The 11,485-nt window shown below is 73.1% G+C and carries 9 protein-coding genes; 3 read left to right on the top strand and 6 right to left on the bottom strand.

Annotation, left to right across the window (positions count from 1 at the left end; all coding sequences use genetic code 11):
* Window positions 1-26 precede the first annotated feature (26 nt).
* Complete coding sequence (gene galE, locus ACFYSC_RS08060) at window positions 27-986, top strand: UDP-glucose 4-epimerase GalE (RefSeq protein ID WP_389958297.1); 960 nt, start codon at window positions 27-29, stop codon at window positions 984-986.
* A gap of 191 nt (window positions 987-1,177) precedes the next feature.
* Here the strand turns inward: galE and ACFYSC_RS08055 are convergent, their stop codons facing one another.
* From ACFYSC_RS08055 to ACFYSC_RS08045, 3 genes are all read right to left on the bottom strand, one after another.
* Window positions 1,178-2,014, bottom strand: a complete 837-nt coding sequence (locus ACFYSC_RS08055) for a hypothetical protein (protein ID WP_389958295.1) — start codon at window positions 2,012-2,014, stop codon at window positions 1,178-1,180.
* Between the two features lie 268 nt (window positions 2,015-2,282).
* A complete protein-coding gene (locus tag ACFYSC_RS08050; RefSeq protein ID WP_362945193.1) occupies window positions 2,283-3,260 on the bottom strand; it encodes a malate dehydrogenase in 978 nt (325 codons plus the stop codon).
* Window positions 3,261-3,391: 131 nt separating this feature from the next.
* Window positions 3,392-5,773: a protein kinase gene (locus ACFYSC_RS08045; RefSeq protein WP_389958292.1), complete on the bottom strand. Its 2,382-nt coding sequence runs from the start codon at window positions 5,771-5,773 to the stop codon at window positions 3,392-3,394.
* A gap of 324 nt (window positions 5,774-6,097) precedes the next feature.
* Here ACFYSC_RS08045 and ACFYSC_RS08040 point away from each other — a divergent pair, with 324 nt between their 5' ends.
* Entirely contained in the window at window positions 6,098-7,633 is a 1,536-nt protein-coding gene (locus ACFYSC_RS08040) for a sigma factor-like helix-turn-helix DNA-binding protein (RefSeq protein ID WP_389958289.1), read from the top strand.
* Window positions 7,634-7,819: 186 nt separating this feature from the next.
* Here ACFYSC_RS08040 and ACFYSC_RS08035 read toward each other — a convergent pair whose 3' ends face one another.
* From ACFYSC_RS08035 to ACFYSC_RS08025, 3 genes are all read right to left on the bottom strand, one after another.
* On the bottom strand, window positions 7,820-9,037 hold the full coding sequence (locus ACFYSC_RS08035) for an NADP-dependent isocitrate dehydrogenase (protein ID WP_389958286.1): 1,218 nt from the start codon (window positions 9,035-9,037) through the stop codon (window positions 7,820-7,822).
* Between the two features lie 129 nt (window positions 9,038-9,166).
* Window positions 9,167-9,451, bottom strand: a complete 285-nt coding sequence (locus tag ACFYSC_RS08030) for a DUF3017 domain-containing protein (RefSeq protein WP_389958283.1) — start codon at window positions 9,449-9,451, stop codon at window positions 9,167-9,169.
* Window positions 9,452-9,518: 67 nt separating this feature from the next.
* Window positions 9,519-10,640, bottom strand: coding sequence for a citrate/2-methylcitrate synthase (locus ACFYSC_RS08025; RefSeq protein ID WP_389958280.1), 1,122 nt, complete (start codon window positions 10,638-10,640; stop codon window positions 9,519-9,521).
* A 180-nt stretch (window positions 10,641-10,820) separates the two neighbouring features.
* Here ACFYSC_RS08025 and ACFYSC_RS08020 point away from each other — a divergent pair, with 180 nt between their 5' ends.
* Window positions 10,821-11,474: an FHA domain-containing protein gene (locus ACFYSC_RS08020; protein WP_362945181.1), complete on the top strand. Its 654-nt coding sequence runs from the start codon at window positions 10,821-10,823 to the stop codon at window positions 11,472-11,474.
* The last annotated feature ends 11 nt before the right edge of the window (window positions 11,475-11,485 follow it).

Raw genomic sequence — 11,485 nt, 5'->3', positions numbered from 1 at the left:
GTAAACACCACCAAACAGGAGGGTCTGTGAAGCTGCTGGTCACCGGGGGGGCCGGGTACATCGGGAGCGTCGTGGCGGCTCAGCTCGTCGAGGCGGGCCACCAGGTCACCGTTCTCGACGACCTCTCCACGGGTCACGCCGACGCGGTGCCCGCGGGCGCGCGCTTCGTCGAGGGTTCGATCACCGACGCGGCGGACGCGCTGGCGGGAATGGACGGCGTGCTGCACTTCGCGGCCAGGTCCCTGGTGGGCGAGTCGGTGCGCGAGCCCGCCCTCTACTGGAACCACAACCTCGGCGGCACCCTGGCCCTGCTGGACGCGATGCGCACCGCCGGGGTCGGCCGGATCGTCTTCTCCTCCACCGCCGCCGTGTACGGCGAGCCCGAGCGCTCCCCGATCGAGGAGGGCGACCCGACCCGGCCCACGAACCCCTACGGCGCCTCCAAGCTCGCGGTGGACACCGCGCTGACCGCGTTCGCCCGGATGTACGGCCTGGCCGCGGTCAGCCTGCGTTACTTCAACGTGGGCGGCGCCCACACCGCCCGCGACGGTCGCTCCTACCGCGAGCGGCACACCGTGGAGACCCACCTGATCCCTAACGTTCTCGCCGTCGCGCTCGGCGGACGCGAGTCGGTCGACGTGTTCGGCACGGACTACCCCACCGCCGACGGGACATGCGTGCGCGACTACATCCACGTGGCCGACCTCGCGCGGGCGCACCTGCTGGCGCTGGACGCCTGCGCGCCGGGCGAGCACAAGGTCTACAACCTGGGCAGCGGCTCCGGCTTCTCGGTGCGGGAGGTCGTCGAGGTCTGCCGCGAGGTCACCGGGCACGCGATCCCGGCGGTCGTCCGCGAGCGCCGGGCCGGGGACCCCGCGGTGCTGGTCGCCTCCTCCGCGAGGATCCGGCACGAACTGGGCTGGAAGCCGGAGCGCACCACCCTCCGCGAGATCGTCGCCGACGCCTGGGCCGCCCTGCCCCGCTGACGCCCCCGTACGGCGGGCGGCCTCCGGCCTCGCGGAGCGATCCGTACGGCGGGCCGGGCGCGCCCGCCGTACGGACGTCGGCCCCGTGCGGCGGGCGGCGCACGGACGGTGAGCGGCGAGCGTCCGGCGGGCGGTGCGCGTCCGGCGGGCGGCCGGCGCCGCGGGCCGTCCGGCGCTCCCCGGCACGGGACCTAGCGGAGGTCGATGCGGGCGATGTTGTTGCCGGGACGGCGGTCGCCCACGTGCGGCGAGTAGACCGTCGCCCTGGCCCGCGACGCGTGCCCGGCGGCGCGCAGGGCGAGCCTCAGCCCCACCCGGCCGCCCGAGCCGACCGCGCCCAGCCGGCAGCCGACGTGCCCCTCGGAGGGGTGGCAGCGCGCGCCCCGCACCGACAGCAGGCGGGCCGCGCCGGTGTCGAAGAAGACCGTGGCGTCGCGGACCGTCCCGGGCCCCAGGTTGCGGACCACGGCTCCCACGGCGACCCGCCGCCCGGCCCGCCGCTCACCCGACAACCGCACCGCGAGGTCGGCCCCCTCGTCCACCGGGGTGACCGCCCGGGCGACGTTGTCGGCCTCGTTGGCGTCCACGACCTCCGAGGAGAGCATCGCGGTGGCCGTCAGCGGGCCGCCGGCGCCGGGCCGGACCAGTCCGCTGACGGTCACGCCGCCGGTCTCGCCGACCAGGACGTCGCGCTGGGAGGGGCAGACCACCTCCCGGGCCGTGATCCCGGGCCGGCACTCGGCCACGTCGACGCGCAGGACGTCCACCCCCCGGGGCAGGCGCACGGTCAGCAGGGGCAGCACCGCGTCCTCGGGGCCGTTGTTGCGCACCTCGGCCCGGTAGACCAGGATCTGGCCGGGCTGCGCCGGCTTGGGCGACGACACCAGCCGGACGGACAGGTCCGCCCCGATCGTCTTCCCCTCCTGGCGGGACGGCTCCTGACGGGACAGCGACGGCGCCATTCCCCACGTCCCCAGCAGGGCAAGACCGACGAATCCCGCGACGACCCCCGCTGTACCACGCGCCATGACCACCGATCCCCCGAACATCAATGATCATTTAACGCCGGTGTGCCCTCATCCCGTGGGAATGACACGCCGCTGGAACGGATTTCGGCACGTCACGGGCCTGATCCGGCACGGAACCGCCGTGCCGCCGCGGCCACGGGAAGACCCAAGGCATCGGGGAGACCGGGAACGCCGGAAAGGCCCGGGAACGCGGAAGGGACCCCGGATGACCGGGGCCCCCTTCACGGGTTTCGCCGGGCACTCACCCGGCGAGGCGGTCGCGCGGCTCTCAGATGAGGCCGAGCTTGCGGACTGCGTCGCGCTCCTCCTCCAGCTCGCGCACCGAGGCGTCGATGCGCTCGCGGGAGAAGGCGTCGATCTCCAGGCCCTGGATGATCTCCCACCGGCCGCCGCGCGAGGCGACCGGGAAGGAGGAGATGAGGCCCTCGGGCACGCCGTACGAGCCGTCGGAGACGATCGCGGCGGAGGTCCACTCGGTGCCGTTGACCCAGTCGTACACGTGGTCGATCGCCGCGTTGGCGGCCGAGGCGGCGGAGGAGGCGCCCCGGGCCTCGATGATCGCCGCACCGCGCTTGGCGACGGTCGGGATGAACGTGTCACGCAGCCACGACTCGTCCACCTGCTCGGCGGCGATCTTGCCGCCGACCTCGGTGTGGAACAGGTCGGGGTACTGGGTGGCGGAGTGGTTGCCCCAGATGGTCATCTTCTTGATGTCGGCGACCGGGACCCCGAGCTTGGCGGCGAGCTGCGACAGCGCGCGGTTGTGGTCGAGGCGGGTCATCGCGGTGAAGCGCTCCGCCGGGACGTCCGGGGCGTGCTGCTGGGCGATGAGCGCGTTGGTGTTGGCCGGGTTGCCCACCACCAGCACCCGGATGTCGCCGGCGGCGTGGTCGTTGATCGCCTTGCCCTGCGGGCCGAAGATGCCGCCGTTGGCCTCCAGCAGGTCGCCGCGCTCCATGCCCGCCTTGCGCGGCATGGCGCCGACCAGCAGCGCGACGTTGGCGCCGTCGAACGCGACGTTCGGGTCGTCGGTGATCTCGATGCCGCTCAGCAGCGGGAACGCGCAGTCGTCGAGCTCCATAGCGGTGCCCTCGGCTGCCTTGACCGCCTGCGGGATCTCCAGCAGGCTCAGCTTCACCGGGACGTCTGCGCCCAGCAACTGGCCCGACGCGATGCGGAAAAGCAGCGCGTAGCCGATCTGACCGGCGGCGCCGGTGACGGTGACCTTTACGGGAGTCTGGGCCATGACCTTCCCCCACTCGAGGATGAACTGTGACGCTCGGATGTTACCCGTCGGGTGTTCCCGGCCCTGAGGCACCCGTCCGGATACGGTTCCCGGCCGGTGGACGACCCGCCGGGGAACGGCCCGGACGGGGATCAGCGGCAGTCGGCCATGGCGGGGACGCGGTGCTCCCGGGTGGGGAACCTCACCCGGGAGAGGTGCCGGTCCAGCAGCTTGCGGATCGTGCCGTTGCCGTACAGGTCGGCGACCACTCCCCGTACGGCCTCGCAGGTGCGCTCGTCGCCCTTGCGGAGGGCCACGGCGTAGCGCTCGTCGGTGAGCCGCAGGCCGAGCACCCGGTAGCGGACGCTCTCCCGGGCGGCGAACCCGGCCAGTATCAGGTCGTCGCCCGCGATCCCGTCGACCTTTCCGGCGGCGAGCATGTTCACGCACTCGGTGTAGTTCTGGGCGGGGACGACCGTGAGCCGGCCCGCCTCCTTCCGCACCCGGTCGGCCGCGGCGCCGTCGGGCCCGCACAGCCGCCCGTCCTCCAGACCGGCCGCGGAGGTGATCGGGGATGAGTCCTTGACCAGGACGTCCGTGTGGGCGACGTAGTAGGGCCCGGCGAACGTGACGCCGGCACCCGGGGTGATCGGGTAGGTCGAGATGACGAGGTCGAGGTCGCCGGAGGCCAGCAGGGCCGGCCGTTCCTGCCGGCTCGTGGCCCGGAACGCGATGTTCTCCCGGGGCACCCCGAGCGCCCTGGCGATCTCGACGGCGAGGTCCACCTCGAAACCGCTCCACCTGCCGCCGCTGTTCAGCGCGATGCCCGGCAGGTAGTCGCGCAGCCCCACGGAGAGCCTGTGGGTCCGGGCCGCCTTGTCGGCCACCGAGGCGAACTTCGCCGGCGACGGGGACGACGAGGGCGAGTGCCCGGTCCAGAGGGCGGCCCAGGGACGCCAGCCCGCGGCGGTCGCGGCGACCGCGCCGCCGCCCAGCAGGACGACCAGGACGAGGACGGCGACGACGACTCTGCGCCGCCCGGACGGCCGCCCCGGCCCTCCGGAGCCCGGAACCGCGGCACCGGCTCCGGGACGGGCGCCGAGGCCGGAGCCTGAACCGGGACTGATCCCGGGACCGGGGCCGGGGCCGGTCCCGGGTCCAGAACTCGGGCCCGGGACCGGTACGGCGCCGCGGCCGGGACCGGCGAGCCCCGGGCCGGACTCGGGAGACGGGCCCGTGGCGGGGCCGGTGGGACCGGGGCCGGGCGCGGAGGACGGGCCCGTGGCGGGGCCGGACGGGAGGGTGGCCCGCCGGCCCGGCGGCACGGACGTGGACCCCCTGGGCACGGCGGACGGTATGGGGGTGACCCCCGGCGTGGGCATCCGCATGGGCCTGGTGGACTCGTCGGAGCCGGAACCCGGGCCGGAGCCCGGCCCGGAGGCCGTACCCGCCCCCGAGGCCGTGCCCGGCCCGGAGGCGGTGCCGTGCGCCGGGGCGGGATCGGAGCCGGAGGCCGGGCCGCTCGCCGTACCCGGGCCGCTCGCCGTACCCGGTCCGGAGGCCGGGCCGCCGGGCGAGCCGGAGGCCGGGCCGCCGTCCGTGCCCGTGGCGGGGGACGGACCGGTCCCCGTGCCCGGGACCGGGACCGGGACCGGGATCGGGCCGGAGACCGGGTCGGCGGCCCGTACGCCGCTGCTGAGCAGGGCCGGGGAGACGTCCGCGGACTCCGGGCGGCCGAGAAGACGCAGCAGGATCTGGTCCGCCGAGGGGCGCTCGGACGGCGACTTGGCCAGCGCCGAGCGGACCACCCCGCGCAGCGGCTCCGGCATGGCGGTGACGTCCACCTCGTGGTTCAGGATGCGGTTGAGCACCATGGCGAGCGACTTCCCGGCGAAGGCCGTCTCGCCGGTCGCGGCGAACGCGATCGTCGCCCCCCAGGAGAACACGTCGCTGTGCGGGCCGACGTCGTCGCCGGAGATCTGCTCGGGCGCCATGTAGGCGGGGGTGCCGATGGCCCGGCTGGTGATCGTGCCGGTGGAGTCGAGGATGCGGGCGATGCCGAAGTCGACCACGCGCGGCCCGTCGGCGGCCAGCAGCACGTTGTCCGGCTTGAAGTCGCGGTGCACGATCGACGCCTGGTGGATCGCGGTGAGCGCGGTGGCCGTCCCGACCGCCAGCCGCTGCAGCGCGGTGCCGCGCAGCGGGCCGTCGTTCTCCACGGTCTCCCGCAGCGACCTGCCCTCGATGTACTCGCTCGCGATGTAGGGGGTGTCGCCCTCGACGTCGACCTCGATCACGGCGGCCGTGCAGAACGAGGAGACCCGCCGCGCGGCGCGCGCCTCCCGGGCGAACCGGGACCGCGCGATCGCGTCGCCGGAGAACTTCACGTGCAGGAGCTTGATCGCCGCCCGTTCCCCCGACTCGCTCTCGCCGAGGTAGACGATCCCCTGGCCGCCCTCGCCGACGCGGCCGACGACACGGAACCGACCGAGCCGTCGAGGCTCCCAGGCCTCCAGTGGCGCGATCTCCGGCATGCCGTCCCCATGATTTCGTGAATGCCCGACCCGCTGAACTTTACGGTGTCCCGGGCCTCTCCCGAAGTGACCTTGACTTCCCGCCGTCCCGCCGGGCGCGGACCCCGCCGTCTTCCCGGCGCGGACCCCGCCGTCCCGCCCCTCACGGGCCCCGCCGTCCCTCTCCTCACGGGCCCCGCCGTCCCGCCCCCCAGCGGGTTCCGGACGGGGGTGTGGGCATGACCACTCGTCCGTTGATCGCCATATCGCCCCGAGATGGCGCAGAAACCGCTTAGATCGCTACCGTTGACCGTCCCCTCAGGCAAGGCCGGAGCAGAAAACCCCATGCGCCGATATATCGGTTATCGTGACTTCGTCGAGCGTGCCCAGCGTTCCCTGGTCGGCACGGCACTCCTCCTGACCGGCAGTCACGAGCAGGCCATCCGCCTGGCCCTGTGGTCCTTCCGCACCGTGGGCCTGGCCTGGCCGCCCACGCCGTGGGAGAACCCCGCCACGCACGCCCACGTCACCCTCTACCGCCGCTTCCTCCGCAAGCCGAGCGCGGCGGGCAACACCGCCCTGGTACGGCTCCCGCCCCGGCAGCGCGTCCTGGTCGTCGCCTGCCTGCACGACGGCCGCTCCCACGCCGAGATGGCGGACCTCCTCGGCCTGCCCGTGGAGACCGTGGAGAAGGAGCTCGACGAGGCGGTGGACACCCTGACCAAGGGTGACGTGCCGCGCCTCACCAAGCGGCTGGCCACGCAGGCGAGTGAGGCGTCGGTCCCCGACCTCAGCACGCGGGCCCTGCGCACCCTGCGGCGCCGCCGCAACCGCGGCGTCCTCCTGGCCGCGGCCGCGGTCCTGGTCCCGCTCTGCATGATCGCCGCCTTCGTCCTGCTGCCGCCGGGGATGGCGTGGACCTCCTCGCTGCGCGACCGTCCCGTCCCGGAGACCGGACAGAGCGCGGCGGCCACGCCCACTCCGCGCACCATGCGGGCGGCCCCCGCCACCCCGCAGCCGGGCCCGGAGCCGTGGAAGCCGCCGCGCACGCCCCTCGCGATCCGCTACGCCGTCCCCGCGAAGTGCCCCGGCGACGCCGTGCCGGCGGGCGGCGCGGGCGAGGTCACCTGCGCCGGCTGGACGCTCAGGCTGTCCGGCGACGCCGACCGCTCGACGCTCGCGTCCGCCTCGTGCGCGCGGCCCGGCCGCTGCGAGTCCACGCTGCGCGTCGGGGACGCGGCGCAGCGACTGGCGGGAGGCGGCGAGAAGGGCCTGCGGGTGGAGCCGGCCGTGAGCCCGGACGGTCACCGCGTGGCCTACCTCAGTGCCGCCGAGCGCAGGTACGTCGCCCATGACCTGCGGACCGGGGTCAGGCGGTATCTGTCCCCGGTGCTGGCTCCCTCCGAGGTCGCGGCGGGCACCCGGGTGAGCGTCTCGGCGGACGGCCGCCGGTTCACCGTGGAGCTGGGCGGGCGGCGGCTGCGGACCGACTTCGCGACCGGGAGGACCACGTCCCGGCCGGACGGGCGTCGGGCGGCCTCCGTCCAGACCGCCGGGTGGCTCCGGCAGAACTACCGCGCCTGGTGCGACTCCCCCGACGGCCGGCACTCGGCGGCGGTCAAGGGCGCCGGGGACCTGCACATCATCGACGCCGGGTCGCGGCAGGTGGTCAGGCGCCTTCCGCTGCCCGTCGCGAAGCGTCCGTCCGAGCCCGGGGTCGTCGGCTGGCTGGGCACCCGGGAGGTCGTCGTCAGGCTGAAGGAGAAGGACGGCGGCCGGACGGCCTTCTACCGGGTGGACACCGTCACCGGTCAGGCCCGGCCGGTGGAGGGCCTCCCCGACGGGGAGCCCATCGTGTTCGGCGCCCTGACGGCCCCCTGAGCCCCTCCACACGGGCCTGGAAACGCGAGAAGGGCCGGGGGTACGCGAGAAGGGCCGGAAGCCGCGGACGGACCCGGGAGACGCGAGAAGGGCCGCCCCCGCGGGGACGGCCCTCTCCGTGTCGTTCCGCGCCCCTCCGCGTTCGGGAAGGGACCGGGACGGGTCACGCGGGTCCTTCGGACGGCTTCAGACGGCCATCTTCTTCTTGAGGTTCTCGTCCAGGGCCGCCAGGAAGTCCTGGGTGGTCAGCCACTGGGCGTCGCCGCCGACGAGGAGGGCGAGGTCCTTGGTCATCTGGCCGCCCTCGACGGTCTCGACGCAGACCTGCTCCAGCTTCTCGGCGAACTCGATGACCGCGGGGGTGTTGTCGAGCTTGCCGCGGTGGGCCAGGCCCCGGGTCCACGCGAAGATCGAGGCGATCGGGTTCGTGGAGGTGGGCTTGCCCTGCTGGTGCTGGCGGTAGTGGCGGGTCACGGTGCCGTGGGCCGCCTCGGCCTCGACGGTGCGGCCGTCGGGGGTCATCAGCACCGACGTCATCAGGCCCAGCGAGCCGAAGCCCTGCGCGACGGTGTCGGACTGGACGTCGCCGTCGTAGTTCTTGCAGGCCCAGACGTAGCCGCCCTCCCACTTGAGCGCCGACGCGACCATGTCGTCGATCAGGCGGTGCTCGTAGGTCAGGCCGGCGGCCTCGAAGTCGGCCTTGAACTCGCTCTCGAAGACCTCGGCGAAGATGTCCTTGAAGCGGCCGTCGTAGGCCTTCATGATGGTGTTCTTCGTCGACAGGTAGACCGGGTAGTTGCGGGTCAGGCCGTACCGCATGGAGGCGCGGGCGAAGTCGCGGATCGACTCGTCCAGGTTGTACATCGCCATCGCGACGCCGGGACCGGGGAAGTCGTAGACGTCCAGCTCGATCGGCGCCGAGCCGTCCTTCGGCGTGTAGGTGAGGGTCAGCGTGCCCTCGCCCGGGATCTTCAGGTCGGTGGCGCGGTACTGGTCGCCGAACGCGTGACGGCCGACGACGATCGGCTTGGTCCAGCCGGGGACGAGCCTCGGCACGTTGGACATGATGATGGGCTCGCGGAAGATGACGCCGCCGAGGATGTTGCGGATGGTCCCGTTCGGGGACTTCCACATCTTCTTCAGGCCGAACTCCTCGACCCGGGCCTCGTCCGGCGTGATGGTGGCGCACTTGACGCCGACGCCGTACTGCTTGATCGCGTTCGCCGCGTCGATCGTCACCTGGTCGTCGGTGGCGTCGCGGTGCTCGATCCCGAGGTCGTAGTACTTAAGGTCGACGTCGAGGTAGGGAAGGATCAACTGGTCCTTGATGAACTGCCAGATGATCCGGGTCATCTCGTCGCCGTCAAGCTCGACGACGGGACCCTCTACCTTGATCTTGGGCATGCGTGTGGTTCCCCTTCTGAACTGATCACGGGCCAGAAGTCCTTTTGAGGCTCACTGGCCGTTGAGGCTATCGGACGGGCGGGAACGTCCCGCGCTCCGCCCGTCGCTCCGGCATCGCCGCTTTCGTGCTCATCGCGAGGTGAGCTCCGTCCAGGCGAGTGCGACGGCGCCGCCCATCAGGGCGGCGCCGAAGACGGCGAGGGTCAGGGCGTCGGTCGCCCTGCGGCGTACGGCCAGGATGCCGCCACCGCCCGAGAGCCGGATGAGGGCGGCCAGCACCATGATCATGCCGAGTGCGAACCCGCCCCACCGGGGGTCGCCGACCACGGCCGTGGACGCCACGGCCAGGACGGCGCCCAGCAGGACGAGCGGGTAGGCCCCCCATCGCTCCTGCCGCGGTCTGCTTCGGCTCATCGCTCGCCCCCGTGGCCGCGGCCCCGTCCGGGGGCGGCCGGTTCGTTCTTCGTCACGTCCGTCCGGCTCATCGCTCGCCTATCGGCTTCCACTTCCGGTCGCGCTCGCCGATGTACTCGCTGTCGGGGCGGATGAGGCGGTTGTCGGAGTGCTGCTCGATGACGTGCGCCGTCCATCCCGACATGCGGCTGATCGAGAAGACCGGGGTGAACAGGTCGGTCGGTATGCCAAGGTAGTGGTAGACGGTCGCGGCGTAGAAATCGACGTTGGGGTAGAGGCCCTTCGTCTCGAAGACGACCTCCTCCATCTCCTTCGACATGCGGTGGAGGGTGTCGTCGCCGGAGGCCTCCGCCAGTTCCCGCGACATCCGGCGCAGGTGCGTGGCGCGGGGGTCCTCGGTCTTGTAAACCCGGTGCCCGAATCCCATGATCTTCTCGCCCGCGGCCAGCTTCTCCCGTACGGCCCGCGCGACCCCGGACGGGTCCATGGCCTGGAGGGTGCGCATGACCTGCTCGTTGGCGCCGCCGTGCAGCGGGCCCTTGAGGGTGCCGATGGCCGCGACGACGGCCGAGTGCATGTCCGACAGGGTCGCGGCGCAGACGCGGGCGGCGAACGTCGAGGCGTTCATCGTGTGGTCGGCGTGCAGCACCAGGCAGGCGTCGAAGATCTCCACCGCGCGCCGGTCGGGGACGCGGCCGGTGATCTGCAGCAGGAAGCCGGCCGCGATCCCGAGCTCGGGGTCGGGCCCGGGGAGGTCGGCGCCCGTCCTCGCCGCGTGGTAGCGGGCCACCAGCACCGGCTGCCGGGCGGTCAGCCGGGCCGCCTTGCGCAGGTCGGCCTCGGCGGCGTTGGAGTCCTTGTCGGGGTCGTCCGCGCCGGTCAGCGAGACCAGCGTGCGCAGCGCCTCCATCGGCGACTGGCTCCCGGCGACCCGCGGGAGGCACGACTCGGCCAGCTCGCCCAGGTCCCGCCCTCCGGCGAGCTCCGCCCCGTAGGCCGCGAGCCCCCCGGCGTCGGGGAGCCCGCCGTACTGCAGCAGATGGGCGGTCTCTTCGAAGGTGGCCCGGCCGGCCAGGTCGTGGATGTCGTAGCCCCGGTAGAAGAGGCGACCGGCCTGACCGTCGATGTCACTGATCGCCGTGGAGGCGGCCACGACATCGGCGAGGCCTTTGGTGGGCTTGTCCGCCATAAGTGTTTCCTCCGCTTATCTTGTACGGAGTCTACCTGTGAGCAGGGGAAACCCTCCCCGCCGGGTAAAACTAATTTCAGAACCGATTCTCCTTCTGGCAAAGGAGATTCCCCATCACCTCGTCTGGGTAAGCCGACGCTGTAGGAATAGTTACGGCGGGCTACCTGGGGAGGAACTGCCGTGGAGGGGCCGTTCATACGCATCGAGGACACAGGCGAGGTGGTCCCGTTGCGCCCCGAGATCACGACCATCGGTCGTGGCCGGGGAGTCGACATCCGGCTCACCGATCCGAGTGTTTCTCGGCTGCACGCGGAATTCGTCCGGCGCGGACCCTACCTGTACGTCGTTGATCTGGGCCTGTCCCGCAACGGCACGCGGGTGAACGGCAGGCCGATCGCCCGGAGGGTCCTGGACGACGGTGACGTCGTCTCGTTCGGCGCCGCGCGGGGCCGGATCGGCGGGGTCCCGCGTGAGGACTTCGTCCCGGAGGTCGAGCTCCGCAGGGCCGCGGCACCGGAGCTGACCAGGCGGGAGGTCGACGTGCTGACGTCGCTGTGCCGCCCGGCGCTCTCCGACGAGGCGTTCGTCGCGCCGGCCACCGCGCGGGAGATCGCCGACGACCTGGTGGTGACGGAGGCGGCGGTCAAGCAGCACCTCCTGCGTCTCTACCAGAAGTTCCGCATCCCGGAGGGGACCAACCGGCGCACCAGGCTGGCCAACGAGGTCGTCGCCCTGGGGCTGGTCAGGCCCACCCCCGTGGTGCCGCCCCAGCGCTCGGGCGGTGCGGCGGAGACGCAGGCGGCGGGCACGTCCGGCGGGCGCCGGGCGTCCTGAGCCCGGCCCGG

It is taken from the genome of Streptosporangium sp. NPDC004379, from assembly GCF_042873875.1.
Classification (GTDB): Bacteria; Actinomycetota; Actinomycetes; order Streptosporangiales; family Streptosporangiaceae; genus Streptosporangium.
The sequence above is the reverse complement of the archived record's forward strand: the minus strand, read 5'-3'. Positions and strand labels throughout refer to the sequence as shown.

Coding starts and splice junctions, on each gene's coding strand:
- ACFYSC_RS08025 (WP_389958280.1), bottom strand. CDS start 10,640: ATGGCGGACAAGCCCACCAAAGGCCTCGCCGATGTCGTGGCCGCCTCC.
- ACFYSC_RS08045 (WP_389958292.1), bottom strand. CDS start 5,773: ATGCCGGAGATCGCGCCACTGGAGGCCTGGGAGCCTCGACGGCTCGGT.
- ACFYSC_RS08050 (WP_362945193.1), bottom strand. CDS start 3,260: ATGGCCCAGACTCCCGTAAAGGTCACCGTCACCGGCGCCGCCGGTCAG.
- ACFYSC_RS08030 (WP_389958283.1), bottom strand. CDS start 9,451: ATGAGCCGAAGCAGACCGCGGCAGGAGCGATGGGGGGCCTACCCGCTC.
- ACFYSC_RS08055 (WP_389958295.1), bottom strand. CDS start 2,014: ATGGCGCGTGGTACAGCGGGGGTCGTCGCGGGATTCGTCGGTCTTGCC.
- ACFYSC_RS08040 (WP_389958289.1), top strand. CDS start 6,098: ATGCGCCGATATATCGGTTATCGTGACTTCGTCGAGCGTGCCCAGCGT.
- ACFYSC_RS08035 (WP_389958286.1), bottom strand. CDS start 9,037: ATGCCCAAGATCAAGGTAGAGGGTCCCGTCGTCGAGCTTGACGGCGAC.